Raw genomic sequence first — 26,315 nt, 5'->3', positions numbered from 1 at the left:
CGCCCACCCGCAGCCCACCACGTGCCGCAGCCCCCGCGCCCCCGCCGCCCGTCCCGGCCCGCGGTCCGCCGGCCGGGACCCCCGCCGCTACTGCGCGAGGAAGCGGAGCAGCTCCTCGTTGAACCGGTCCGCGTGCGTGACGTTCAGGCCGTGCGGCGCGCCCTCGACCACCACCAGCTGGCTGCCGGTGATCGCCTCGTGCGTCCGCCGGCCGCTGACCTCGAACGGCACGATGCCGTCGGAGTCCCCATGGATCACGAGTGTCGGCACGTCAACCGCCGCCACGTCCTGGCGGAAGTCCGTCCGTGAGAACGCGCCGATGCACTCCAGGGTCGCGGTGGGGGAGGCGGGCAGCGCCATCGCGACGGCCTCGGCGTGCTGTGCCGGCGAGACCAGGTCGGTCCGCTCCCCGGCCTGGTAGAACTGCGTGACGAACCCGTCGAGGAAGCCCGCGCGGTCGTCGCGGACGCCGTCCTCGAACCCCGCGATCGTGGCGTCGTCCAGCCCGCCGTCGGGGTTGTCCCCGGTCCGGTGCAGGTACGGCGGGACGGCGGCGGCCAGGACTGCGCGGCTCACCCGCTCGCTGCCGTGGCGGGAGAGGTAGCGCACGACCTCGCCGCCACCCATGGAGAAGCCGACGAGCGTCGCGTCGCGTACGTCCAGCGCCTCCAGCAGCGCCGCGAGGTCGGCGGCGAAGGTGTCGTAGTCGTAGCCGTTCGCAGGCTGCGAGGAGTCGCCGAAACCACGCCGATCGTAGGTGATCACCCGATGTCCCGCGGTGGTCAGCACCCCGGTCTGGGCCTGCCACGAGCGGCCGTTGAGCGGCCAGCCGTGGATCAGGACGACCGGGCGACCGGAGCCGCTGTCCTCGTAGTGCAGTTCGACGTCCTCGACGCCGGGACGCTCGCTCTTGACGGTGATCTCGGGCATGCCGCTCAACCTCTCCTCGGACCGCGGGACGCGGGGCGTGCTGCCCCGGCGTCGGGCCCGTGCATGTGGGCCCTGGTGCCGCCGGGGTTCCGGTCCCGGTTACCCGCCTCTCCCGTTCCACGCCCCGAAACCACCCGCCCCCCGCGTCGCGACCGCCCGATCGGACGCGTCGGCCACCCGTACGGCGCCCGCCCCGGACCGGACGGTCGGCGTGGAACACGTCACGTCGGGTGGAGAACTGCCGCGCGTGCTCGACGGACTGTCGGTCCGGAGGACCGCCCTCCTGCTCCGACGCGCCGTGCCGCGCACCTGCCGGCCGTCGGCGCGGCGGTCACGGCGGCGGCCGGGGCGCAACTCGGTTCGTCGAAGGTGCTGTTGCGGAGCTGCGCCCGAGCTGTCGGGCCGGTGGGGTTCGGCGCGGCCTTCCCGGGTGGGCGGCACGCGCGGCCCCCTCGGATGGTTCGCCGTCGTCGTCTTCGCGCCGGACGGGACGGTTTCCCGGACCGGGTGCCGGCGCCCCCGGCAGCGCGACCGCCGGTTGGACCGCCACCGTGCTGCTCACGGCCGTACGGGGCCGTACGCGGTGCTCGGCCCGCGGCGCTGCCGCATCCGCGCCACCCGTGCGGTGGGCGCCCGGCGGACCGGGCGGCAGGACGCCCGGCGGACCGGGCGCCCTGACATCGCGGCGTCGCGGTGCCGTCCGGGAGCGGCGCTCGGCGGCCGTCCGCCCGGGTCACTGCTCCGATCGGCGCTTGCGGGCGTGGGTGCGTGCCTTCATGCGGTTGCCGCAGGCCGCCATGGAGCACCACCGGGCGGTACCGGGCCGGCTGCGGTCGACGAGGAACAGGTTGCACTCCTCGTTGGCGCAGGGCCGCAGGCGCCCCGGCAGTTCGGTGGTGATGTGCGACCACGCGAGGACCAGACGCACCGCGAGCTCCTCCTCGGCAGCCGTCTCCAGCTGCCAGGACACGCCCGCGGGGGAGACCACGGGGCGCCGCCGGGCCGTGTAGAGCACGGAGTCGAGGATGTCCACGTTCCGGGAGGTGCCCCGGACCAGCGGATGCAGCGCGTCGCGCACCTGGCGGACGCGTTCGCACTCCTCCTGGGTGCCGTGACCCCCGAACCCCCGTAGCCATTCGGTGGCCCCCGGCGCCCGCAGCGCGTCGGTCGGGTTGCCCTCGACCACCGGGGCGCTGTTGAGGACGCCGATTAGCAGGTCCTCGTCCTCGATGGCGCTGCCGGCCACGGATCACCCTCCTTGACGTGACGAGTCGGGCTGTGCATCGTCAGCATAGCCTAACCGTTTAAATTTGATTAAGAGGTTATCGTGGTAGCTGTTCATCACCGGACCGTCGACGTGGACGGACTCACCGTCTTCTACCGGGATGCCGGCCCTGCCGACGCCCCCGTTCTGCTGCTCCTGCACGGCTTCCCGACCAGCTCCCACATGTTCCGGCACCTGATCCCCGCGCTCGCCGGCCCCTACCGCGTCATCGCCCCCGACCACATCGGCTTCGGCCGCTCCTCCGCCCCCGACGCGGACGACTTCGCCTACACCTTCGACGCCCTCACCGAGGTGACCCGGGGCTTCCTCGACGCCCTGGGCGTCGACCGCTACGCGATCTACGTCCAGGACTACGGCGCGCCCATCGGGTGGCGGCTCGCGCTCGCGTCCCCCGGGGCGGTCACCGGCGTCGTCTCCCAGAACGGCAACGCCTATGACGACGGGTTCGTGCCGGAGTTCTGGGAGCCGGTCTGGGCCTACGGGGCCGATCCGAGCCCCGAGAACGAGGCCCGGCTCCGTCCGGCGCTGGAGCGGGAAGCGGTCGAGTGGCAGTACACCCACGGCGTCCCCGACCCCACCGTCGTCGCCCCCGACGCCTGGGAGCACGACCTGGCGTTGCTCGCGCGCCCCGGCGTGGACCGCGCCCAGCTCGCCCTGTTCGCGGACTACCGGACCAACCGGCCGCTCTACCCGGCGGTTCACCGCTGGCTGCGCTCAAGTGGCGTGCCCGTACTGGCGATCTGGGGGTGCAACGACGAGATCTTCGCCCCGGCCGGAGCGGCGGCGTTCCGGCGGGACGCCCGCGCCCCGGAGATCGTGCTGGTCGACGGCGGGCACTTCCTGCTGGAGAGCCACCTGGACACCGTCGTCGGCGCCATCGAGGACTTCCGTCCCCGTGTGATCGGTGCCACGTCGACCGACGGGTGAGGGGGCGGGTACGCATCGGGGGTTGCGGGGTTGCGGGGTGACCGCGACGCTCGGCGGGGGCGGAGGGGAGGGACGGCGGGGCGTCCCGGTGGCGGTCCCCCGGGGCGCGGCGGGTGGTCCCCGGGCCTGGTGGGGGCCGCGCCCGACCGCGCGGCAGGGGCGCCGGAAACGGGCGGCCCTCCCGCGCGGTGGTGTGCCAGGATTCGGGGGAGGCCGTCCGTCGTGCATTTCCGCGCCGCGGAGTGAAATTCTTCACCGTACACCGCTCGCTACCTCGTGCTACTGTCGGTACCGGCTGTGGTTGTCGTCTCCCGGAACTCCGGGCTTCTTCGGCCCAATCCTCTGGTCGGCCGAAGCTCTTTTCTGTCACCGCTGTCCCGGAACGGGACGTCATCGCGACGACCATCGATGACCCGGTGTCCGCGCATCGCGGGTCGTCGGTGCACTGCCCCGAAGGAGACGTGGCGTGGCGTCAGGTACGGTGAAGTGGTTCGAGAGGGCGAAGGGTTCCTTCCTCGTTGCGTAGGTCGACCGAGGTGTTGACGGGTTCGCGGCCCGCTCCGATGTCGTCATCCCAGGTCGGCCACGGTCGTCCGAACACTCGAAGGTCGACGTCGCGCCCGAACTCCTGCCGGTCCGGTAGGGTCCGACGGCGGGCATCGACATACCCCTCCCGTTCCGAAGCTCACTGCTCGGCGGAGGTCCGACGCCCTCGGGGTCCGTGCCCCGGTCACGGGCGTTCCCCGTAGCGGCCCCGACCGGCCGCCGGCGGCCCCCGGGCCGACTGCCCCACGGCCCACACCCCGACGTCGAGAACACGATGTTCACCCCGGCGTCACCCAATTGTCCTTTGCGTTTCGTACCGGCCTCCCCGAGGCACGGAGCGACTGCGCATTCCACTCGGCTCGTACTTGTGATTCCCCGCGCTCACCCGCTGCGGATATTCCTTGATGCGTGCCGTATCAAGGAAGGTTCTGCATGAACCCCGCACGTACGAATGGCCGTTCATTCCGCTCCCGCCGGTCCGACGGCGGCTCCTACGGACCGGGCTCCGGTTCGGGTGCACGCCGTGGTGGCCGCTTCGGCTCGGGCGGCGGCGGCCGTTCCGAGGCCCCCAGCCGCTCGGGCGGTGGCGGCGGTCGCAACCGTCGTCCCGCCGCGGTCCAGGGCGAGTTCGCACTGCCGGAGACGATCACCCCGGCGCTGCCGGCGGTCGAGTCGTTCGCCGACCTCGACATGCCCAAGCCGCTCCTGGCCACGCTGACGACGCAGGGCGTCACCGCGCCGTTCCCGATTCAGGGCGCCACCCTCCCCAACACGCTGGCGGGCCGCGACGTCCTCGGCCGGGGCCGTACCGGTTCCGGCAAGACCCTCGCGTTCGGTCTCGCGATGCTGGCCCGCACTGCCGGTCAGCGCGCCGAGCCCCGGCAGCCGCTCGCGATGGTCCTGGTGCCCACCCGCGAGCTGGCCCAGCAGGTGACCGACGCGCTCACCCCCTACGCCCGCGCGGTCAAGCTCCGCATGGCCACCGTCGTCGGCGGCATGTCCATCGGCCGCCAGGCCAGCGCGCTGCGCGGCGGTGCCGAGGTCGTCGTCGCCACCCCGGGACGGCTGAAGGACCTCATCGACCGCGGCGACTGCCGCCTCAACCAGGTCGCGATCACCGTCCTGGACGAGGCCGACCAGATGGCCGACATGGGCTTCATGCCGCAGGTCACCGCGCTGCTGGACCAGGTCCGTCCCGAGGGGCAGCGGATGCTGTTCTCCGCGACGCTGGACCGCAACGTCGACCGCCTGGTGCGCCGCTACCTGACCGACCCCGTCGTCCACTCCGTCGACCCCTCCGCGGGCGCGGTCACGACGATGGAGCACCACATCCTGTACGTGCACGGCACGGACAAGCACCGCACGACCACCGAGATCGCGGCGCGTGACGGCCGGGTGATCATGTTCCTCGACACCAAGCACGCCGTGGACCGCCTCACCCGTGACCTGCTGGCCAGCGGCGTGCGCGCCGCCGCCCTGCACGGCGGCAAGTCACAGCCGCAGCGGACCCGCACCCTGGCGCAGTTCAAGACCGGGCACGTCACCGTGCTGGTGGCGACGAACGTCGCGGCCCGCGGCATCCACGTCGACGACCTGGACCTCGTCGTCAACGTCGACCCGCCGACCGACCACAAGGACTACCTGCACCGCGGCGGCCGTACCGCCCGCGCCGGTGAGTCCGGCCGCGTCGTCACCCTGGTGACCCCGAACCAGCGTCGCGACATGACCCGGCTCATGACGACCGCCGGGATCGTGCCGGAGACCACGCAGGTCCGCTCCGGTGAGCAGGAGCTGACGCGGATCACCGGGGCCCAGGCTCCCAGTGGTGTCCCCGTGACGATCGCCGCGCCGCCCGCCGCCGAGCAGCCCCGCAAGCGCGGCAGCAGCTCGCGCGGTCGCCGCAGCCCCGCCTCCGGCGCCCGCCGCCGCGCAGGCGTCGGCCGGCCGTCCTCCTCCGGCAGGGCCGCCTGACCGAACCCTCACGCGAAGGGGGCTCACGCCCCCTTCGCGCAAGGTCGAGCACACGACGCGCGACAGCTGAGTCGGTGCTCTGTCCGCAGCCGTGGAGCACGGCGGTGTCACGGACGCTCCCGTACCTGACACCGGCAGCCACGGCCGCGGTGGAACCATCCCGCTCCGCCCCTCCCACCTGTGAGGCAACATGCGCTGTGTCATCGCCCGCTTCCCGTTCGAGCTCACCGAGAGCAGCGTTCTCGGCTCGATGAAGGGCATCGAGCCCGAGGAGGTCACGGGTGCTTCCGTGACCATCGGCGACCGCGTCTACCCGGCGAAGCAGGTCGGGCAGATCGTCACCGGTCAGGACCGCCGCGACTTCAGCGCGGGCGAGGTCACGCGGGCCATGACCCGACTGGGCTTCACCTGCACCGAAGCGCCCGCGGCCCCGGCTGCCACCTCGGCCCCCGCGGCGCCGCGCAGCCCCATGGAGGAGGCCAACGCCCTCTTCGGCCCGCCCGCCTCCTCGTCCTGACGGGGTGCTCCGACCGTCGTCCCCGAGGGGCCGACCGCGCCGGGGACCACCGGTCGGAGCGGCTCGGAACTGAACGACGCCCGTACCCGTCGACCGCGTCAGCGACGTGGTCGCACGGTGGCCGGGGGACACATACCTGACCGCTCCCCGGTGCGACCCGCCGGTGCGACGGGATCGCGCGGGTGCCGCCGGAATCCGCGGTGATCGGGACCGTGTCGAGACCGCTCCCGTCGTTCTCCCGCGCGCCGGGCTGGGCCTCGGAGAGCCCTCCGCCGCGCGCACCGGCTTCGGGAGAGGTCCCGGAGCCCGAGGACCCTTCGACGCCGTGGTCACACCGTGAGCGCGTGTGTGAGGCCCCACGCCGGGTCCGCGACGCCGGCTACGGCCCTCTGCTGCGTTGTCAGGAACGCCCGAACACAACCCGGTACGAGGGCGCCCCTCCGCCCTGCAGCAGACCGCATTTGACGCCGCGAGCTGATCCGACGCGGTCCCCCTGACGACTGGGTTCGGAGCGTTCACGAGCGTTGGCGTCATCTGCGTGGCAGAAGTCCCGTGGACCGCTTCCGCTGAGGCTCCGTGGCGAACGCGGAGCGGTTCGGAACGCACGAGCCCCACCTGCCGCACATGACGGGCAGGTGGGGACACCCCCGGCTCAGAAGGTCTTCGCGAGCTGGTGGCGGGTCGCGAAGGCGATGGCGACGGCGGCCAGCAGGACACCGAACGCGCAGAGGAACGCCATCTGCGTGCCGACGAGAGTGATGACCAGGCCGCCGATCTGGGCACCGAGTGCGGATCCGCCGAGACTGATCGTGGAGGACCAGGTGAATGCCTCGGTGACATGGCTCTGGCGTGCGGTCCGCGAAATGATCTCGTAGAGGATCACCGTCATGGGCGCCTCGAAGGAGCCGAGAACGACCAGGACCAGGCCCATCGACCAGCTGTCCCAGACGAGTACGGGCAGAAGGGCGCCCGCGGTGACCACCAGCAGGCCCACTCTGACGGCGAGCTTGAGGGACCAGAGCCGATTGCGGCTTCCGTACCAGAGTCCGCCGAGAATTCCGCCGACGCCGAACGCCGCATAGAACAGCCCGACGTTGCCGGCCGAGCCCTGATCATCGGCGAAGGCGGGCAGCGCGACGTTGTAGATCCCGGTCCTGACGGCGGTGCAGGCGACCAGTGCCAGCACCAGGAGCAAGCCCCACGAGCGGAGTGCGCCGAGGGGGTCCCGCTCGCTCGGGGTGGCGGGCTGGGTTCGCGAAGCCCGGGTCGTCGCGAACCCGATGGCGCCCGCGGCGGCGAGCAGGCCCCCCACGACGATGGCCGCCCCCGGGCTGCTCAGGAGGAGCATGACGCTGAGCAGAAGCGGCCCACCGATGAGGAAGAAGTTGAACAGAACCGTCTCCAGGGAGATGCCCGCCCGCTCCAGCTCGCCCGTCCCGCGCCACAGGGCGCGGATGCAGCCGCTGATCGGCGGAACCGTGGCGCCCGCGACGGCCACGCACACCAACTGGGAGGCCAGGGAACCGGACTCGAAGGCGACGAAGCCGATCAGCGACGCCGGGTACACGACGCCCGTGATGAGCAGCACGTTCGTCTGCCCGTACCGGTCGACGCGACGGGCGATGAGCGGAGCGAACAGTGCGGTGCCCAGGCTGTACGCGCCCAGGAACAGGCCTGCCGAGAGGTAGCCGGCATCCCTCGAGGTGGTGAAGACCACCAGGGCGAGGCCGACCAGGTAGAAGGGGAATCTCCCGACGACACTCCAGAACAGGGGGGCCCGCATGGTTCTGCTGCGCGCGGCGGCGACGAGTCGGTTCCCGCCGGACGGGGGCGCCGGGGAGCTCTCGGGATCGCTGGGGATCGTGGCGTCGGCAGAAGATGCCATGGTGTGTCTCACTTCGGGAAGGTTGCCTCCTGCGAGCGCTTCACAGCTTCACAGGTGACGCGGTTGTCGAGTGTGCTCACGAGGAACGCGGGGTCACGCGCTGCCGTCTGACGCGGGGAAGACGCCGTAGGGGTGGCGAGCCATGGCGATGGCGAGGTCCTGAACGGCGTATGCCGTCAGGTAGTAGGCCATGGGGGCTGCGTAACGGGCCACGGTGAGCGTGAACTCGGTCTCTCCGTGGCCCTGCGGCCCGATGTCAACCCTGCGCAGCTGCGGCGCGACCGTGCAGTACTCACGTCCGTACTTGGCGACGAAGAGGCTGAGGTGCACGATGCCCGGGCGGGCGTCGTGCACCTCCACGCGCACCTGCTGGTCACTTCCCTGGAGCAGATCCTCCTCGGCGTGGATCCGCAGCGAGGGGCCTGTGGGCAACCGGAAGGACACGTCGCTGCACCGCGTGCAGATGACGCCCTCGGTGTCGAGCGCGGTGGGTACCAGAGCACGCCGAACGAAGCGCTCGGCAGGTCGGCCGCACTGACAGCGCACGCTCGCGAGTGACGAGGAGTCGATACTGCTGCGGTCTCCGAAGTAGCCGAAACAGCCGCTGAATTCGTTCTCGGGGTCACCGACGAACCGCTCTGCGATGGCCAGGTCGAGCGACTCCAGGTCGTCGACGAGGTCGCGGGTCTTCGCTGCCCGGTCGTGCACCGCCTGGGACTCCCTGGCGACCTGGCTGTCGACCCTGGTGGCCAGGTTCTCGAGCTCGTTTCGCAGCGGGTTGTCGAGCCGCAGGAGGCCGCCGGCCAGATAGGCGGTGGCGCGTGCGGAGGTGGTCAGCAGCAGCGGTTCCGGCATCAGCGAGGGCGGCTCCGGCCTGTCGGCTTCTTCGTCGTCTCCCATGCCGAAGTGGACGTATGCGGGGGAGGGGCCCGCGGTGCGGATGCTGGAGTTGAACGCTGCGGCGGAGGAGCCGTGCGCGAGGACCGTTTCCATCCAGGAAGCGTTCTCCGCGCGCCCGACGTCGTGTGCCGTGATCGCGGCCACGACGTCCCTGGCGGTGCCGTCGATCGCGTTGAGCATCAACTGGTACTTGGGGTCGTAGATGGCCGCGTCGGTGAATGGGCCGTTGTTGCACGAACTCAGCACGACCTCGGCCGCGCGGATCTCGCGCAGTTGGATCAGCTTGTCCAGCGGGCGGTAGCAGGTGGGCTCGTCGGAGTACGCGCAGATCGGCCCGATGACGTTCTCCCTGCGGGGAGCCAGGGAGTTCAGGCCGCAGATGGTGTAGTCGGCGAGATTGAGGGAGTCGTCCTTGCCGTGCCCCTGGAGAAGGAGGCGGCTCCAACGGGTGCCGAGGATCTCGGACCTGACATCCGCGGTCTCCATGTCCCGCGCGTCGAGGAGGCGGATGCCGCTGCGCGAAAGCCCGCGGTCCACGGCGGTGAACACTCCGAGCTCCCGTACGTCCGAAGCCTTGCGGACGTACTGCTTGGCGGTGAACCAGGCGAGGGACGCCGCGTCCCGGCCGGTCAGGATCCTCAGACGCACATCGGGCCGGTGGTCGGCGGCGCGCAGCAGGGGCCAGACGGTGTCCACCGTGAGGTGCTCGTACAGACCGGCGATCAGCAGGGAGTGCACCTCGCCCGGGCCGGCGCCCTCACCAGCCTCCCGGTCTCCGTGCTCACTCCGCGACGCCCGCGGGAAGAGCGTGTCGAGCAGGTCGGAGCCGACCTCCCCCTTGTCGAGCCAACGGTCGGCGAGCGGATCGATGAGCGCTATCAGACCGGCGGGGAGCGCTTCGGGTCCCAGCATGACGCCGTACGAGCAGGCGACCGGTCGGCGTGCCTTCCCGTAGACACTCGCCGCGCAGGCAGCGGAGGCCGCGAGATCGACTCGCCCGTCGGTCCAGACCGGGACTCGCGTGCGGGCCGTGTCCGCGAGGAAGGTGTCAACGGCGGCGGCGTAGGAGGAGCCGTCCTCCAGGAGGGAGAAGGGCGAGGCCGACATCGTCGCGGTATCGCCCCCGGGAACACGGATCTCGGACTGCGCCACGTATGACTCCTTCACGACGGAATTCAGCCTCGGGGAAGCGACGATCCGGAGCCGTGGTGTTCGGCGGGCGAAACCGGACATCTCGCGCCACGTGTCGAGGTACCAAGACGGTACGTCCGGTCCGGTGTCCCGTGTATCCGCAGCACGTTCAGGTACGAGGACACCTGACGCTTACCCCTTCCCGGTGTGCCTGCGCGCCTCGCTTACGCCGGCCGACGCCACGTCGGCACAGCTCGCCGAGTGCGGCACGAGCGATCCTGTCGTTCTGCCGGAAGAATTCGTCGTTGCTCCTGGGGACCGGGAATCGGCCGGATGCGACACTTCCCGAGAACAGCACGCCCGCACCGAAACGGCTCTCGTGGACGCTTCCGTCGGCGCGCTTCAGGTGATTGAGGGAATCGGTGTCGATGAGCCCGGCCGCATTGATGACGTCCGAGGGGTACCGGTCACCGCCGGGGACCGATGGGGTCTCTTCTCTGATCTCACCGCGCCGGATCAGCTTGCGCAGCAAGGGGTCGCTCACGCGGTGGATGGTGCGCTCCGGGAGCCGGGCCTCGATGAGGGACCGGGCGGCGGTCGACCCGTCGAGGCTGCCCGACCGTGCGTGGAACAGCCCGTCGTGAGTGGTCACCGCCATCTCCGAACCAAGAAACCTGACGACACCGGCTCGCGTCAGGGAGAGCAGCTCCTCCAGCCGCGGTCCGGGTGGTCCGCTGGTGAGAAATCGGCAGAAGTCGAGAAACGCCGGCAGGTCCCGCTCCCAGGAGGTGAGGGAGATTCTCTTGTCGTCGACGAGTTCGACCAGCGTGGAGAAGGCGGAGAACAGGCCGTGCACCATCGCCAGGTCCGCGCTGTACCGAGGATCGCGTCCGCGTTGCACCCCTGTGGCGATGTAGTCGACCATCCAGCTCTGCAAGGCGTCCGAGTCGGGGAACTGGCGGCCGGTCAGGGGGCGGGCCGTCTCCTCCAGGTCGATCCGGTCACCGTCGAGCCGCACCGCCCGGTCGACCAACTCCTTGAGTTCCGGTCCGTCCCAGTCGAGGGTGTCGAGACGGTGAAGGAACTGGCGGGCCTCCATGGCGAGGAGTTCTTGGTGCGATGCGGCGAGCTCGCGATAGCCCGCGTGGGTGACTTCGCGGGCGATCAGCGGCCAGATGTCCACGGCGAAGTCCAGAGGGCGGTCACCGAGAGCGGCCAGCGCCGCGGCGTCGAGGTGACCGAACGACTCCGGAGGTGAGCCGGCCAGGCTGTAATGGGTCTTCGACCAGTACGGGACGCCGCGCCGCGACCCCACGAAGAGGATGGGTTCCCTGCCGGACGGGGTGTAGCGCAGCTCTCCGGCGTCATCGCGATGGAATGCGCCGCCGCGCCCGGAGGTCAGCAGCACGACGGTGTCGATGAAACACAGTCCAAGGCCTCGCACAATAACCGGTTCGCCGGCCGGTATCCGTTCGAGGGAATGATCAGCCGTCGATCCCGAGGGCAGGTAGTGCAGGTCGTGGTCGGCCGCGTATGTCGTCAGGCGCGCCTCTTCCCCGTCCGGTTCGACATCGACGTTCCCTTGGGCGAACAGCACGATCTCGACGTCCAGCGGCGGAAGACCGTCCGCCAGGACAACGCGCTGCCGGCCAAGGGGAAGGTCGTGCACGTCGACGGCTCGGCCCACGTGTGCATGGACCTGTACCTGCGGGCTGCCGTCGTCGGCCAGCTTCCGGAAGACCCACGACAGATAGTCGCTCTGTGTGCGACGGGTGGTGAACCAGCCGGCGTGCATCATCCCCGCCTCGGCCGCGGTGGAGGGGGAGTGCCGAAATCCTTCGGGCGACGAGAGGGAGTCGGTGGCCAGTTCCTGGGCCCATTCACTGAGCGTGGGACCGGGGACGATCGGGCCGTCGCATGCGACGGTCTCGTCGGTGTACATGGTGCAGCTGCCGGCGGTGGTGTTCATCCACAACAGCGGTGACTGCCGGGATCGCCAGATACGGCCGCCCCCCGGTGGGTGGGGATCAATGATGTGGACGTCGATCGTCCGGCCCGGCGCACACTCGGCAGCATTCGCGATGAGACGTTCGAGAAGGGAGGTACCACGGGGGCCGGCACCGATGATTGCCACTGCCAGTGAACTCGTCATATTCCGTTCCTACGCCTCGGTCACGGTGGGGTCGTATCGCACGGGCGTGAACGATGCGGCATGTGAACGAGCAGTACGGCGCATCCATCACGGGACCCGTGGGTCACGCGGCGTTCTGCGCGCGCCCGTCGATCAGCGCGGCGAGCTCCGCGACGGTGGCGTCGCCGACCAGCTCACTCATCTCCAACTGGACCGAGCTCTCCCGGAGGACGCGGTACTGCACGCCGACCGTCTGCAGCGAGGTCGCGGCGAGGTCGCGCAGGGTCCGCCCGGCGACCTCCTCCGACTCCGCCAGCCGCAGCACCTCACGGACGGTGGTCTGCAGCCACGACAGCGTGGTGGTCTCGGCTTCCTGGTTGTTCCGCACTTCGGTGACTCCTTCGGTGAGTGAATGGGGGCGAGGCCGCTCATACGGCCCTCAGCAGGACGCACATCCGCAACCCCGACACACTCGACGCCAGCAGATAGAGCCCGTCCGGGCGGATGCCGCCGACCGACTGCCGGTCGGCGAGATTGATCAGCGGGTCCGCGGCGAAGCAGTGTCCGACCCTCGTGATGTTCGAGGTGTCCAGCTGCGACGGGCGGAACCCGGCCTGGACCTCCTTCATCATCACGATCGGCAGGAAGGTGTTGTGGTGCAGCAGGCTGTCGATCTGATCGATGCGGATACCGGTCTCGGCGAACAACCGCTGGTTGGCCGCCTTGGCCAGGTCGGCGCTGATCTCGGTGCCTCGGAGCATGGAGGCGGGGTCCTGGGCGTGCGCGTCGCCGACCCACTCGTAGGACTCGGGTGCGCCGTCCACCCGTCGCGCGACCAGGCAGGCGGCTGCACCGTCGCTGAACAGGGCGAAGTCGGCCAGCCGCGCGGACTCGTCGGGCACCGCGTCGGTGGTGATCACCAGCACGGTGCGGTGCCGGCCGGCAGCAACCATCGCGGCGGCCGTCTGCAGACCGGTGAGCAGGGAGGCGCACCGGTTCAGGGTGATCCCGGTGACCGGGACGTCGCCGAGTTCGAGGCCGTGCAGGACTGTCGCGATCAGGTCACCGTGCTCCCCGACCTCGCTGGGGAACGTGCTGGAACACAGCACGAGCGCGTCGATCTCGTCCGGGGCGGCGCCCGCCGCGCCAAGCGTCTGCCGTCCGGCCCGTACGGCGAGCGTCGCCGTGTCGAGTTCCGTACGGTGCACGGAGCCCCAGCCCCACATCGTGGCATCGGGCACCATCCGCCGCTCGTCCACGAATGCTGCGAATCCCTTGATCTCGGAGTGATCCGTCTCCACCTCGCCGAGTACATATCTGGGTGAGCGCAGCACCACGTGCCGGTCTTCTGTCTCTTCCATGTCAGTTCAACCGTCTGCGCAGGAAGTCGGCGATCAGGCGCATCGCGTTCCGGGACGTTTCCAGAACGGCCGAAAGCTGGAGAAAGCCGTGCGGAAGATCCTTGTGCGGGTGGAACTCCACCGGCACATCCGCGCGTGAGAGGATCTCCGCGTACTCCTCGCCCTCGTCGTACAGCGGGCAGTACTCGGCCGTCAGCAGCAGAGTCGGCGGAAGTCCGGTGTGGTCGGCCGCCTTGGCCGGTGAGGCATAGGGCGATTCGCCGTCCGAGGATTCGGCGAGGTAGTGCTCCCAGAACCAGGCCGACGATCTCGCGTTGAAGAACATCGGATCGACGTTCTCGCTCATGGACCGCGTCGTGGCGTCACTGCGCGTCGGCGGATAGACGAGCACCTGCGCGGAGACCGTCGGTCCCTCCCGGTCCCGGGCCATCAGGGCCATGACCGCGGCGAGGTTACCGCCGGAGCTGTCTCCGGCGACGGCCATGCGGGCGGGGTCGGCGCCGAGCTCGGACGCGTGCTCCCCCACCCACCGCACGGCGGCGTAGCAGTCGTCGATGGCGGCCGGGAAGGGGTGCTCGGGAGCGAGCCGGTAACCGACGGACACGACCACACAGGGGGTCAGGTCGGCCAGTGCACGGCAGATCGCCTCGCAGGTGTCCAGGGAGCCGACCACCCAGCCACCGCCGAAGAAGTACACCACCACGGGGAGCGGTGCGTCGCCCTCGCGCTGCGGGCGGTACACCCGCAGCGTCAGCGGACCCACCGGACCGTCGATGTCGAAGTCGAATACCTCTTCGGGTTCTTTCACCCAGTCCCAGATCTCGGCTTCGGTCTCCCGATCCGCTACCCGGGCCCGGTTCACCGACATGGTGTAGAGCGGTGTGAATCCGGTGCTGACACGGTAGTCGCGGATTCCCGCGTAGAGCGGATCAAGCGGCATGAAGAATCCCTCAGCTCCCAGGCCTGCATCAAGAAAATCCGAACCGAGAACGAGAGTGGCACAGCGCCGGACCGCGCCGGGTAACCGAGGTGATGAGCCCCGGCGGGGCCGGGTCAACGCGATGTGTCCGTTCCGCGAACCTGCCGCGGACGCGGCGGAATCCGGTGGGGTCGTAACGTCCTCGTCCGGTGCTGCGGCTGGACAGGCCCACTGCGCGGACCCACGCGGAGGCCACGGCCGGGGACCCCGGCAGGCATTCTCGGGCCGCGGCGCGCGGCGTCGTCGGGAAGCGTCACCCCGAGGGAGTGGTGGCCGAAGTTCGTTCCTGATAGTTCGACAGGCGACAGGAGAGAACCAGTGAGTGACTTCGAAGGACTCGTGGCGATCGTCACGGGTGGCGCCCAGGGGATCGGCCTGGCCACGGCGAGACTGCTGAGCAGCAGGGGCGCGACGGTCGCGGTCCTCGACCTCAGGACGGACGGCCTGCCGGACGGCGTCTTCGGCGTCCGGGCCGACGTCGGCGACGACGCCCAGGTCGAGGCGGCGGTGAACGCCGTGGTCGAGCGGTTCGGCCGCCTCGACATCGTCGTGAACAACGCCGGCGTACCGGCGGTCGGTGACGTCGCCACCAACAGCTCCGAGGAGTGGCTGAACGTCCTGAACGTCAACGTGGTCGGCATGGTCCGGGTCGCCCGGTACGCCCTGCCCCACCTGCGCCGCTCGCCCGCCGCGTCGATCGTCAACACCTGCTCGATCGTCGCGTGGGCCGGCCACCAGACGCGAACGCTGTACTCGGCCAGCAAGGGCGCTGTGTACTCGCTGACCCTTGCCATGGCGACCGACCACGCCCGCGAGGGAATCCGTGTCAACTGTGTCGCGCCCGGTACGGCGGACACCCCGTGGGTGGAGAAGCAACTGCAGGGGACCGAGGACCCGGAGGCCGCCCGGGAGTCACTGCTCGCGTTCCTGGCGCCGGGCCGCCTGGTGACCGCCGACGAGGTGGCCGGCGCCATCGCCTACCTCGCCAGCCCGTTGTCGAGCGCCTCCGTCGGCATGATGCTCGCCGTGGACGGCGGCCAGCACAGCCTGCGCCCGCGGCCGCAGGGCCAGCAGCATCTCATCGGGCGCTGAGCCGCACAGGGCCGCCGGCCCCGGGACCACGTCCGTGGTCCCGGGGCCGGATCCGTCAGCCGGGTCCCGCCTTCTGCGGGAGGACGTGCAGTTGCTGCGGCACGGTCGACGGGTCGCCCGGCCACAGCCGCATCTCCCCCAGGTCCGGACGCAGGATCACCGCCGCGACCGTGCGTTCCCGCCGGATGTCGCCGTTGTCCGGCACCAGGATCGGGGGCGTTGCGAGGAGCCGGTGATGGCGCTCCGTGTCACCGGCCTCGGGGATGCCCGCGTCGAGGACCGTCCGGCGGCGCCGCTTGGAGGAGTTCTTGGCGAAGACGTTGATCTCGTCCTGCTCGGCGAGCTCGGCGTTCAGGAAGTGGTTCGTGTGCACCAGGGCGTCACCGTCGAGGACGCGGCGTCGTGCGACCGTGGCCTCGACGCACACGGTCCGGTCCACGCCGCAGATCATGAACGCCCGCGAGCTGGCCAGCGGCAGCCCCCGGATGGTTTCGACGGCCTGCTCGACCGTGTCGGCGGTGTCGAGGACATGGCGGATCGCCAGGTACGGCGGCACGCCCGGTCGCCAGTCGCCGCCGAGGACGAGGTTGATGCCCACGGCGATCCCGGCGTCGTTGACACCGAGGTAGCCGAGGAGACCGGCGAAGCTGAGCACCAGGGAGCGGTGACGAGGCCCGGAGACCGACAGCACGGCGATCTGGTCGTCGAGGTCGCCGTTCAGGTCGACCGTCTGCGCGAGCACTGGCTGCCCGCCGCCGACTGAGGCGTACGTCGTGCAGTCCCCGGCTGTGGCCCGGCTGTAGCCGATCAGCTCGCGGCGCAGTTGCAGCAGCCAAGCTGCGTCGCGTTCGAGCCCGGCGCCCTCGGCGAGTCCGTCGATCTCGGCGGCGAGGTCCGGCAGTGCTCGGGCCGTCACCGCGCGGTGGGCCGCGATGTCGGGCCGCAGCGCGTCGAGGACGGCCGGCCGGTCGGTCAGGTGGCCGAGACGGGCCAGAGAGTCCTCGAGGAAGCCGTGGAGCCGCCCGGCCAGCGCATGCCCGTGCAGCAGACCACGGGCATGCGGCGAGCCGGACAGGTTCAGGAGCGGCGCGTCGGTCACGCGCACGGGCTGACCGCCCTGCCGTCGCGGCGGATCTGGTCCGCGATCGAGGGCCATTCGGGCCGGAGCACCGAGTAGTAGATCGCGTCACGCCTGCGGCCCTCGGGCATCGGGTTGAAGCTGCGCATGACGCCTTCCTCGTAGGCGCCGATCTTCCGCAGCCCGGCGCGGGCCTGGACGTTGAGGACGTCCGTCTTGAACTCGACGCGCTCGGCGCCCAGGACGTCGAACGCGTGCTGGAGCAGCAGGTACTTGGCCCAGCGGTTGATGCCCTTGCCTTGGAACTCGACGCCGAGCCAGGACCAGCCGATCTCCAGCCGGCGGTCGGCTTCGCTGAGATTCCCGTAGCTGGAGCTGCCGGCGACCCGCCCGGTGCTGTTGTCGACGATGACGTGGACCGCACGCCGGCCGGCGGCGTGGTCAGCGAGCATGGCGTCGAAGAACGGGTCGAAATCGTCGTCGCACGCGACGCGGGAGACGAAGTAGGTCCAGATCCGGTCGTCGTACGCGATCTCGCGCAGCGGCTCGCGGTCCTTTTCCGAGACCGGGTGAAGTTCGACGTGCTCGTTTGCCAGGGAGGTGGAGGCGTGCCGGCTCCAGGCGTGGTGGGTCAACGAACTCATCCCCTCGGGGCGGCGTGGGGGCGGAGGGTGTCGACGACGTCGCCGAGGGTGCGCATCCCGGCGAGGTCGTCCTCGGTGAAGTTGTCGAGACCGATGTCCGCCGCCCTGCACAGGGAGGTCAGGAAGAGGACTTTGTTGAGGGAGGTGATGCCGTACGTGTCCACCAGGTTCTCGCCGAGGTCGAGGCTCGCGGGGTCCGGGTGGTCGCGCAGCACGTGGGAGAGCTTCTCGCGGGCCAGGGTGTCGAGGTCAGTGGACAAGGAGACCTGCCTTCGGGTCGTCGATCCGGTCGCTGTAGCGGCCGGCGATCTGCTTGCGGATCGGTTTGAACTGCGAGGTGAGGAGCCCGCCCTCGACGGTGAACGGCTCGTCGGCGACGATCACGCGGATGATCCGCTCGTCCCGCTCCGAAACGGCGTTGACCGCGGCCAGGGCGTCGCGGATCGCGGCCGTGTCGACCGGACCCGGGTGGGGCGAGACGACGGCGACCAGGCCGGCCGGGCTTGGGCAGTACACGACGCATTCGGCCACCGCGCCGGTGTCGCGGAACCGCGTCTCGACCGGCCTGACGATGATCTTCTTGGCGTTGTCGAGGACGATGACGTCGTCGCTGCGGCCGAGGATGTAGAGGTATCCGTCCTCGTCGAGGCGGCCGAGGTCCCCGGTGCGCACCATGCCGCCCGGCTGGAACATGCGCTCGCTCTCGCCCGGGGCGGCGTACGTGTAGGCCGTGTTGACGGGATGGTCGCTGCGGACGCAGACGATGCCCTCGGCGTCGATGACGACCTCCTTGCCGGGCAGTGCTCGGCCGACGCTGCCCTCCCGGTGGGCACCGGGATGGTTCTTGGTCGTGATGCAGGTCTCGTTGAGGCCGTAGCCCTCGAAGATCGTGAGGCCGACCTCACCGTAGAAGCCGAGCGTCGCCGGGTCGGCGGGCGCCGAACCCGTCCACAGGTAGCGGATGCGGTCGCCGAAGAGCTCGGCGGCGGCCTCGGCCGGCTCGACGCCCCCGGCGATGACGCCTTCGATGTGCCGCTTCGCCGTGTCGAAGAAGGCGGGGACGCCCATGACGACGGTGGGACGGACGGACGGCAGCACGGCGAAGACGGACTGGTACGTCGTGATCGTGATGTCATGGCCCCAGTGCAACGCCGAGTACAACCAGTAGCGTTGCTGGAGCAGCGAGAGTGGCAGAAACGTCAGGATGTTGTCGCCCGGCCGGTGCGCGAACAGGCTCTGCACGGCGTTCAGCGAGGAGTCGATGCTGCCGACGGTCGCCTCAAGCCCTTTGGGGGTACCGGTCGACCCGGACGTGAACTTGACGGTCGTGCACTGCGTCGCGGTCCACTGCTCCGGCTCGAACCCGTCGGGGTCCTCCTCGGCGTAGTCGGCGACGGTCGATATCGGCAGGACCCCGGACGGAGCGTCGTCGGGCAGCCGGGTGTCGGTGTAGAGGGCGTCCAGGCCGTAGCGCCGGACCAGGTCGGCGCCGGGGCTGAACTTGCCGGGTTCGAACCCGGCGGTCTGCGCGCCGAGCATGAGCGCGGCGACGTCGAGCAGCACCCATTCGAGCCGGTTGGCCGAGAGGATGCCGATACGGTCGCCCGCGCCGACGCCCCGGCGGTGCAGCGCCCCGGCGACGGCCCTGGCCCGGTCGTGGAACGAGGACAGCGGCACCGTGGTGCGGTGGCCGAGCGCGGTGATCGTGAGGGAGCCGTCGTGTGTGGGCCGCTCGGTGATGATGCGGTTGATGATCGATGCGGTCATCGCTGCTCACCGGTGCCGAAGAAGCGGGTGTCCGTGAGGGTGCAGCGGCTGCCGGGCTCGACCATACCGACCGTGTCGCACCAGGCCTCGATGGCCGGGATGCCGAGGGCGGCGGCGAGCTTGGCCGAGAAGCGCGGCATCAGCGGTGCCGACGTCGTGGCGAGGAGGCGGGCGGCGGCCAGTTCGAGCGCGAGGGCGGTGCGGGCCTCGGAGCTCCACCGGCCGTGGTGCGTCAGGGCCGACTGCCGGCGGGAGAAGGCGCGGACGTCGGTGACCATGCCGTCGAGCGCGGTAGCGGCGGCCGTCAGCGAGAACCCCTCCGGGTTGAGGGCGGCCGTCACCTCGTCGAGCCGTATCGACAGGCGGGTCAGGAACGCGGTGTGCTCGGTCGTCCAGGTGCCCGCGTCGGGGGCCACGCCGTCGCCGTGCTTCTCCACGCGCTCGCCGAGACCGGTGAGCCACTTCTGCCAGGCGCCGACGAGGACGTCTGCGCAGGTGCGGTCGAACTCGGCGCGACGGAAGTCGGTGCGCTCGCCCTCCGGTCGGGTGCGGGAGAGGTGGTAGCGCACCGCATCCACGGTGTCGGGCGTGAGGATGTCCTTGCCCCAGATCGCGTGCCGCCGACTTGTGGAGAACTTCTGGCCCTCCAGCAGATAGAACTCGTTGACGTGGTAGTCGATATCCGGCTTCCATTCCGGATGGGCGAGCCCGTACAGCACGGGGTAGAGAATCGCGTGGTAGAAGCTGTTGTCGTACCCGAAGAAGTGGACGATCTTCCAGTCGTCGGACGGCGCCTCCTTCGACCACTGCTGCCCCGTCCCGGCGCCGAGCCGCTCGATGCCGTGCAGGAATCCGTGGCTCATCTCCGGCCAGACCCAGATGACCTGTCCGTCCAGGTCGTCACCCGGGGGCCGCACGCCCCAGTCGGAGGGGTGTGACACCGGTAGGTCGAGCGTCTCGCGGGCGAAGACCCGTTCGGCCAGCTCGCGCAGCCGGACCGGGACGCGGCCCCGCTTGTGGTGGTCGGCGACGGTGTCGGAGAACTCGTGCAGCGGCAGGGTGTAGCGCACGACCTCGCCGGTCTTCGGCGCGGCACCGCTCAGGCGTGAGGACGGGTCGACGAGGTCGGCAACGAGGTTCGGTTCGCCGCACTCCTCGCAGATGTTGCCGCCCGCGGCGTGCGAGCAACTGGGGCAGCTGCCCGCGACGTCGACCTCGTAGAGGTACTCGCCGGTCTCGGCGTCGAGCAGGGCGGGCGTCGCCCTGGGGCGGACGTGCCCGGAGTCGACGAGCCGGCTGAAGTAGCGCTGAAGACCCTCGCGGTAGCCGTCCTCCGTGCTGGTGGCGTAGTACTCGTCGACGCTGATGTCCATGGCCGCGAGCGTCGCGGCGATCTCGGCCGAGAAGTGCGCGGCGACCTCGGTGGACGTGGAGTCCTGACGCGCGGCGACGGCCGTGACGTAGCTCTGGAAGTCGTCACTGCCGGTCAGGTGCCACGCCTGGTTGCCGATGAGGCGCTGGTAGCGGACGTAGACGTCGGCGCCGAGGTAGGGGCCGGAGAGATGGCCCAGATGGAGGTCCCCGTTCGGGGTCGGCGGCGTCGAGAACACGAACTGGGGACGGTCGGTCGGATTCGCACGGGCGCGCGATGTCGCCGATGCGCGGGCGCGGGCCGAGTCGCGCCAGTACTGGGTCAGGAAGACCAGGTCCGTCTCGCCGGTGTTGGCGATGGTGTGCGACTCGAAGGGCTCGAAGAGGGCCACGGTGCCCGAGCGGATCGGGTGGCTGCGGCCGTCCACGGTCAGCTCGCCCGCACCGGCGACGATGACGAAGAACTCCGTCTCGTCGTGCCGGTCGGGGTGTGAGGTGGCCCCGGGGGCTACTCGGCCCCAACCGGCACCGACACCGAGACCCTCGACGGGGGACATCTCGATGCCGAAGGAGTCGGACAGTTCGGATTCGCTGTACTGGTTGAGGATCATGACTGCCTCCGTGGCGGTGGGGAGGTCGGTGTGGGATGCAGGGCGGCCACGGTCTCGGCGGCGATGGCCGGGGCCAGTCGGTAGCCGGAGCCGTTGGCGGCCCCGGCGAAGACCAGGCCGGGCAGCAGCTCGGCGACGACGGGTTCGCGCCCGGGGCTGTAGGCGTCGCAGAACACCCGGCCGGAGGTGCACCGGGACGTCAGGCCGGGCGCGAAGCGGCCCAGAACGGCCCGGGCGTCGTCGAGGTCGGACGGCGCCAGGACGAGGTCGGCGTCGTCGGGGGCGACGTCCCAGCGGTCGCAGGTGTAGCTGAAGAGGTGGTGGCGGCGCTCGTGGAGCGGCAGGAGGAACGCGTCCTCGTCGTGGAACACCACCAGCGGATCGCCGGGCGCGGGGACCTCGTCGAGATGGGCAGCCACGATCTTCTTGACGCGCAGCCCGAGCGGAGCGACAAGATCGGCCCAGGCGGGCTGCGCGATCCACGGACCGGGGGCCAGGACGACCCGGCGGGCGAGCAGACGCTGCCCCTGGGCGAGAGTGAGGCGATGATGCCCGCCTCCGACGGCGAGGTCCGTGACCTCGGTCCCTTCCAGAACGGTCACGTGACCGCGCAGCTCGGCCAGAACGCGCTCGGCGACTCCCTGGACGTCGGCGTACTGGCACCCGGCCAGGTCCCAGGCGCGGGAGCCCGGCGGTACCGCCCAGCCGCGGGGGCGGGAGGAGGCCTCACCGAGACGCAGGTAGGCGGCGGCGACCGCGTCGGCGTCGCCTGCCGCGACCACGGTCGCCGGCACCGCGCGTATCGGCAGGTCGAGTTCGCGGGCCAGGTGCGCCCAGGCTCGCTCGGAGTGCTGGGACATGGACCTGACGCGTTCGGTCGCTCCGCGCGGGAAGTGGACACCGGCCGAGCGGCCGGAGGCGCCCTGGCCGACCAGGCCGCGTTCCAGGACGGTGACGGTCGCGTCGGGGAACGCGGCGACCGCCTCACGGGCGATGAGCGCGCCGACGACTCCACCACCGATGACGGCGAGGTCTACGCGGTCCACCGCGTGCCCCGTCCGCTCTTCGCCGACCAGTCGATGAACGACATCGCCATCTCGGGAGCGCTGCGGCCACGCAGACGGTTGGCGATGCGCTGGGCCCGCCAGGCGTTCAGGCTCAGGTTCACGTCGGGCAGGCCGCGCTGGCCGCGTACGGCGTTCTGCACGAAGATCTTCCGGTCCGGCGGGCCGTCCCAGGCGACCGCGAAGTCCTCGTCGACGCGGACCTCCCCGTTCTCGGTCTCGATCCGATCCTTCAGGGGATCGAGGAAGCTCTTGGGAGTGGGACGGAAGCCGGTCGCCCAGACCACCGCGTCGACCGGGAGGCACTGGCTCTGGCCGGTCTCGTCGTTGTGGCGCAGCGTCACCTCGAAGGCCCCCGTGGCCGTGCGGTCGGCGGACACGACGGTCCGGTTCGGCAGCAGGCCGAAGCGATGCTCGTCCCGCTCGATGAACTGGAGTCGGTAGAGCTGCTGGTAGATCGCCCGGAGGGTCGACTCGGATATCCCGTCCGAGCTGAGCAGATGGGCGGAGTTGAGCTCGGCGCGCTTGGACTCGGACAGCCGGTAGAAGTACTCGGAGTACTCCGGCATGTAGAAGTCGTTGGTGAAGGTCGAGTCGTCGATCGGGAAGTAGTTGCGGCGCCTGGAGATCCAGGAGACCCAGGCCGGGCGCTCGGAGTCTGGCCGGGAGATGAGGTCGAGGAAGGTCTCGGCCCCTGACTGGCCGCCGCCGACCACGGCGACGCGCTTGCCCGCCAGGCCGCGCGCGTGGTTCAGGTACCGACTGACGTGGAAGTGTCCCGCGCCCAGGTACGGAAGGGCGAACTCGGGAACCCACGGCACGGTGCCGACACCGACGGCGATGTTGTCGGCGGTGACCTGACGGCGGTCGGTCGTGACGCGGAAGACACCGTCGAATTCGACCCGTTCGACACTCTCCGAGAACACCACGTTCTCGTTCTTCTCGGCCGCCCAGGCGAGGTAGTTGCGGAACTCGGTGCGCGGCACCTCGGAGAACTGGGCGTTGAGGAAGTGGTAGATCCTGCCGTGCTCGTGCAGATACGAGAGGAAGGAGAACCGGTTGGCCGGGTCGGAAAGGCTCACCAGGTCCTTGAAGATCGACACCTGGAGGGTCGCGCCGTTGATCAGCTGGTCGTCATGCCAGGTGAAGCTCGGTTTGCGGTCGAAGAAGAGGTTCGGCTGCTCCGAATCGCCGTGCAGCAGCGCGGCCAGGCTGAGGTTGGCCGGTCCTGCACCGATACCGACGAGACGGAGATGACTGACCTGCTCGACGGCACCGGACGCCGTCATCGGCTTCTCTGCGGATCCCACGAAAGGTCCTTCCTGTGGAGGTGCGAGGTGTCGGCACGTTTCGCGACGTCCTGGCGCGGCACCGGCGGTGTCTGCCCGTGGGCCGGGATCAGTGCGGTCGTTCTCGGACGGTCGTAGGGGGAGTGCGTTTCGGACCGGATCAGGTGAGCCGGTCGGACCTGTCGTGCACCTCCTCGGTTGCGGCGGTGGCTCGGCGAGGACCGGGTGGCGGTGCTCCGGCCAGGACTGCTCCGAAGCGGCGGACGGCGGTGGCCGGGACGCTACCCGGACCGTGGCGGTGCCGGGGGCCGTCGCCGGTCACGTCGAGTCCGCAGCGGCCGGCCCGCGCGCCACGCCGATACGCCCTTGCGGCCCTCTCGCGGAGACCGTGCGTGCGGGGCGGTAGGAGGGCGTCCCGTCCTGGTCGCGCATCACAGGGCGTCGGCGATCGTCATCTCGATGACCTCGGAGGGCCCCTCGTAGATCCGCAGGGAACGGACCTGGCGGTAGAGCCGCTCCATCGGGCTGCCCGCGACGAGCCCGGCGGCGCCGAAGATCTGGACGGCACGGTCCACGATCTCGCCGGCGGCCTCGGTGGCGTAGAGCTTGGCCGTCGAGGCGTGCTTGGCGTAGTCGTGGCCGAGGTCCGTCGCCCAGGCGGCACGGGAGGTCAGCAACGCGGCGGCCGAGAGTTCGACGTCCATCTTCGCGAGTGACGCCCTGACGAGCTGGAGGTCGGCGAGCCGGCCGCCGTAGGCCTTGCGGGTACGGGCGTGGCCGCGGGCAAGTCGAAAGGCGCGCCGGCCGAAGCCGAGCGCTGCGCCGGCCACGGACGTCCGGGCCCGTTCGAGGACGTCGAGGGCGACCACGAGTCCCTGGCCCCGCTCACCGAGGACGGCCTCGGACCCGACGCGGACGTCGGTGAAGGTCAGTTCGGCCCAGGAGCGCGGCGCGATCGCGCCGATGGGCTCGGCCCTGAGACCGGCGGCACGGGCGTCGACGAGGAAGGCGGTCAGGCCCAGCGGCCCCGGGCCGTCGCCCGTGCGGGCGAGGACGACGCACAGGTCGGCGATGTCGCCCTGCGCGATCCAGGTCTTGGTTCCGTTGAGGACGAACCCGTCCCCGTCCGGTATCGCCTCGAACACGGCGGCAGCGAGGTCGGAGCCCGCGCCGGGTTCGGAGAGGGCCAGCGCCCCCGCACGGGTCCCGTCGGCCAGGCCCGGCAGCTCTCGGTGACGCTGCTCGGCCGTGCCGTGGCGGGATATCGCGGTGGCGACGAGTTCCTGGATCGAGTACGTGAAGTCGGCCAGGTCCTCGTGGTAGGCGAGAGCTTGGCGTCTCAGGCACAGGGCCCTCGTATCGGGGCCCGGCTGGTCGGGGCCCAGGTGGCGCAGCCACCCCGACCGGCCCAGCTCGGTGAGCATCGTCCGTCCCACGGCGGCCGGATCTCCAGTGTCCATCGCCGCCCACGCCTCGGCCCGGTCCCCGCACCATTCCCCGATGTCCGCGGCGAGTGCGCGGTGGATGTTGTCGTACAGCGGGAGGGCGAGGATGTCGGGGTCGAACGCTTCGGAAGGACTCATCGTGATCCTCACTCGGGGTCGATGCGGCGAGCGGCTCGGAGAACGCGCGGACGTGGCGGAGTGGGAGTGTGCGGTGCCCGGCTTGCCGCGCCGGCCTCTCGCGTCGCGACAGGGAACGCAGCTTCGGTCCGCTGTCCCCAGGGCGCCGCGGAGCGGGGGAAGGGCTTTTGCGAGCGGTCGGTCACCGCGTCATGGGGAAGCTACGGCCATTGCGGCGCCGCGCACGTCCGCCACAAGCTCATCTGCCGGGAGGCGGGGCGGTTACGGCGCCCCGTCGTCCCTGCGCGCCTCGTTTACCCGAGCCGGCGCGGGCCCGCCCGGCCGCCGGGGGAGCAGAAACGCAGGCCGGGCCGGCCCCACGTGATGGAGGCCGGCCCGGGTCCGCAGAGCGTGTGTGAGGCCCCACGCCGGGCCCGCGACGCCGGCTACGGCCATCCGCTGCGTTGTCAGGAACGCCCGAACGCAACCCGGTACGAGGGCGCCCCTCCGCCGTGCAGCTGACTGCATCCGACGCCGCGAGCCGGTCCCACGCGGGGTCTCACACACGCTCTCACACACGCTCTCACCAGGTGTGATCGAAAGAGCGGACGGCGCGTGATCAACTCGCGCGGCGATGGAGCGTGAAGGCGAAGTCGCTGGAGAGTTTCCCGCTCAGACGAACCGCGGAGACGAGACCGCCCTCCGTGATCAGCCGTTCGACCTCGGCCCGTGAAAGTCCATAGCCTTCCGCGATTATCCTCGCCGGCCTGACCGGAATGTGCGCGTCGAACCGAACCGACACATCGGTCACGTGATGGCCCAGATGTTTCGAGCCGCCGGTGTCGAGCCGCCAGGCGTCCTTCCAGTCGAGGGCGATGTGATTGCGGCGCCTTATGACGCCGTCCCGAAGCGACTCGGCCGCCAGGCCGGGGTCGTTCTCATGTGCGCGGTCCAGCAGATCGGAACTGATCGAGCGCACATGTGTCCGCTCAATGACGGTGATCTTCGTGGTCCAGTCACATTGTGTGCATAGGGCGAGGAGCCAGATGTCGAGGAGTTTGTGGTTCGCATTGACGCGAAACTTGCCGGTCGTCCGGAACGTGCCGGACGCACACCCAGGGCAGCGGCGGCGGATCAGCGGGAGCCCCACCGGCTTGACTGTCCAGTCAGTGCGCAAGAGGTACCCCTGTCCTGGTTTGTGTTCTCCACGGAATCGGGCACGGTGCTCGGCGCATCACGCACGAACCCCGGGTGGGTCGACCGGTCGGCGTGTC

The 26,315-nt window shown here is 70.6% G+C and carries 21 protein-coding genes; 4 read left to right on the top strand and 17 right to left on the bottom strand.

What is annotated here, in order from left to right; genetic code table 11:
- Positions 1 to 87: 87 nt before the first annotated feature.
- Both HCJ92_RS03185 and HCJ92_RS03180 read right to left on the bottom strand, forming a co-directional pair.
- Complete coding sequence (locus HCJ92_RS03185; protein ID WP_167931839.1) at positions 88 to 930, bottom strand: alpha/beta fold hydrolase; 843 nt, start codon at positions 928 to 930, stop codon at positions 88 to 90.
- Between the two features lie 733 nt (positions 931 to 1,663).
- On the bottom strand, positions 1,664 to 2,176 hold the full coding sequence (locus HCJ92_RS03180) for a CGNR zinc finger domain-containing protein (RefSeq protein WP_167931838.1): 513 nt from the start codon (positions 2,174 to 2,176) through the stop codon (positions 1,664 to 1,666).
- 81 nt (positions 2,177 to 2,257) lie between these two features.
- Between HCJ92_RS03180 and HCJ92_RS03175 the strand changes: the two genes are divergently transcribed.
- The 3 genes from HCJ92_RS03175 to HCJ92_RS03165 all read left to right on the top strand — a co-directional run bounded on the left by HCJ92_RS03175 (position 2,258) and on the right by HCJ92_RS03165 (position 6,176).
- Positions 2,258 to 3,142: an alpha/beta fold hydrolase gene (locus HCJ92_RS03175; protein ID WP_167931837.1), complete on the top strand. Its 885-nt coding sequence runs from the start codon at positions 2,258 to 2,260 to the stop codon at positions 3,140 to 3,142.
- 978 nt (positions 3,143 to 4,120) lie between these two features.
- On the top strand, positions 4,121 to 5,659 hold the full coding sequence (locus tag HCJ92_RS03170) for a DEAD/DEAH box helicase (protein ID WP_167931836.1): 1,539 nt from the start codon (positions 4,121 to 4,123) through the stop codon (positions 5,657 to 5,659).
- A gap of 190 nt (positions 5,660 to 5,849) precedes the next feature.
- A complete protein-coding gene (locus tag HCJ92_RS03165) occupies positions 5,850 to 6,176 on the top strand; it encodes an SCO5918 family protein (protein WP_167931835.1) in 327 nt (108 codons plus the stop codon).
- 652 nt (positions 6,177 to 6,828) lie between these two features.
- On the opposite strand, the gene HCJ92_RS03160 is transcribed toward HCJ92_RS03165, so the two are convergent.
- The 6 genes from HCJ92_RS03160 to HCJ92_RS03135 form a co-directional block, all read right to left on the bottom strand.
- The gene (locus HCJ92_RS03160) at positions 6,829 to 8,061 is read right to left on the bottom strand and encodes an MFS transporter (protein WP_167931834.1); all 1,233 of its coding nucleotides are present in this window, start codon (positions 8,059 to 8,061) and stop codon (positions 6,829 to 6,831) included.
- Between the two features lie 93 nt (positions 8,062 to 8,154).
- Positions 8,155 to 10,113: a hypothetical protein gene (locus HCJ92_RS03155; RefSeq protein WP_338053991.1), complete on the bottom strand. Its 1,959-nt coding sequence runs from the start codon at positions 10,111 to 10,113 to the stop codon at positions 8,155 to 8,157.
- A gap of 148 nt (positions 10,114 to 10,261) precedes the next feature.
- Positions 10,262 to 12,244 (bottom strand): FAD/NAD(P)-binding protein, encoded by a 1,983-nt coding sequence (locus tag HCJ92_RS03150; RefSeq protein ID WP_167931833.1) that lies wholly within the window; start codon positions 12,242 to 12,244, stop codon positions 10,262 to 10,264.
- A gap of 103 nt (positions 12,245 to 12,347) precedes the next feature.
- Complete coding sequence (locus HCJ92_RS03145; RefSeq protein WP_167931832.1) at positions 12,348 to 12,611, bottom strand: phosphopantetheine-binding protein; 264 nt, start codon at positions 12,609 to 12,611, stop codon at positions 12,348 to 12,350.
- Between the two features lie 40 nt (positions 12,612 to 12,651).
- Positions 12,652 to 13,584, bottom strand: a complete 933-nt coding sequence (locus tag HCJ92_RS03140) for a ketoacyl-ACP synthase III family protein (RefSeq protein WP_167931831.1) — start codon at positions 13,582 to 13,584, stop codon at positions 12,652 to 12,654.
- A 1-nt stretch (position 13,585) separates the two neighbouring features.
- The gene (locus HCJ92_RS03135; RefSeq protein WP_167931830.1) at positions 13,586 to 14,524 is read right to left on the bottom strand and encodes an alpha/beta hydrolase; all 939 of its coding nucleotides are present in this window, start codon (positions 14,522 to 14,524) and stop codon (positions 13,586 to 13,588) included.
- 357 nt (positions 14,525 to 14,881) lie between these two features.
- Between HCJ92_RS03135 and HCJ92_RS03130 the strand changes: the two genes are divergently transcribed.
- On the top strand, positions 14,882 to 15,655 hold the full coding sequence (locus tag HCJ92_RS03130) for an SDR family oxidoreductase (RefSeq protein WP_167931829.1): 774 nt from the start codon (positions 14,882 to 14,884) through the stop codon (positions 15,653 to 15,655).
- Between the two features lie 55 nt (positions 15,656 to 15,710).
- Here the strand turns inward: HCJ92_RS03130 and HCJ92_RS03125 are convergent, their stop codons facing one another.
- The 9 genes from HCJ92_RS03125 to HCJ92_RS03085 all read right to left on the bottom strand — a co-directional run bounded on the left by HCJ92_RS03125 (position 15,711) and on the right by HCJ92_RS03085 (position 26,218).
- Positions 15,711 to 16,754 carry a C45 family autoproteolytic acyltransferase/hydrolase gene (locus HCJ92_RS03125; RefSeq protein ID WP_338053990.1) on the bottom strand — a complete coding sequence of 348 codons (1,044 nt, stop codon included), beginning with the start codon at positions 16,752 to 16,754 and terminating at the stop codon, positions 15,711 to 15,713.
- Positions 16,751 to 17,377 carry a GNAT family N-acetyltransferase gene (locus HCJ92_RS03120; protein WP_167931827.1) on the bottom strand — a complete coding sequence of 209 codons (627 nt, stop codon included), beginning with the start codon at positions 17,375 to 17,377 and terminating at the stop codon, positions 16,751 to 16,753. The genes HCJ92_RS03125 and HCJ92_RS03120 overlap by 4 nt, the downstream gene beginning before the upstream one ends.
- Entirely contained in the window at positions 17,374 to 17,637 is a 264-nt protein-coding gene (locus HCJ92_RS03115) for an acyl carrier protein (RefSeq protein WP_167931826.1), read from the bottom strand. Before HCJ92_RS03115 ends, HCJ92_RS03120 begins: the two co-directional genes overlap by 4 nt.
- Positions 17,627 to 19,144, bottom strand: coding sequence for an AMP-binding protein (locus tag HCJ92_RS03110; protein ID WP_167931825.1), 1,518 nt, complete (start codon positions 19,142 to 19,144; stop codon positions 17,627 to 17,629). Before HCJ92_RS03110 ends, HCJ92_RS03115 begins: the two co-directional genes overlap by 11 nt.
- Positions 19,141 to 21,126, bottom strand: a complete 1,986-nt coding sequence (locus HCJ92_RS03105; protein WP_167931824.1) for a class I tRNA ligase family protein — start codon at positions 21,124 to 21,126, stop codon at positions 19,141 to 19,143. Before HCJ92_RS03105 ends, HCJ92_RS03110 begins: the two co-directional genes overlap by 4 nt.
- Entirely contained in the window at positions 21,123 to 22,172 is a 1,050-nt protein-coding gene (locus tag HCJ92_RS03100) for an FAD-dependent oxidoreductase (protein ID WP_167931823.1), read from the bottom strand. The genes HCJ92_RS03105 and HCJ92_RS03100 overlap by 4 nt, the downstream gene beginning before the upstream one ends.
- Positions 22,160 to 23,479 carry a lysine N(6)-hydroxylase/L-ornithine N(5)-oxygenase family protein gene (locus tag HCJ92_RS03095; RefSeq protein WP_167931847.1) on the bottom strand — a complete coding sequence of 440 codons (1,320 nt, stop codon included), beginning with the start codon at positions 23,477 to 23,479 and terminating at the stop codon, positions 22,160 to 22,162. Before HCJ92_RS03095 ends, HCJ92_RS03100 begins: the two co-directional genes overlap by 13 nt.
- A gap of 431 nt (positions 23,480 to 23,910) precedes the next feature.
- The gene (locus tag HCJ92_RS03090; protein WP_167931822.1) at positions 23,911 to 25,062 is read right to left on the bottom strand and encodes an acyl-CoA dehydrogenase family protein; all 1,152 of its coding nucleotides are present in this window, start codon (positions 25,060 to 25,062) and stop codon (positions 23,911 to 23,913) included.
- Between the two features lie 598 nt (positions 25,063 to 25,660).
- Positions 25,661 to 26,218: a DUF1062 domain-containing protein gene (locus HCJ92_RS03085; protein WP_167931821.1), complete on the bottom strand. Its 558-nt coding sequence runs from the start codon at positions 26,216 to 26,218 to the stop codon at positions 25,661 to 25,663.
- Between the last annotated feature and the right edge of the window lie 97 nt (positions 26,219 to 26,315).

Origin of the sequence: Streptomyces spiramenti (assembly GCF_012034385.1) — a bacterium.
Classification (GTDB): domain Bacteria; phylum Actinomycetota; class Actinomycetes; order Streptomycetales; family Streptomycetaceae; genus Streptomyces; species Streptomyces spiramenti.
The sequence above is the reverse complement of the archived record's forward strand: the minus strand, read 5'-3'. Positions and strand labels throughout refer to the sequence as shown.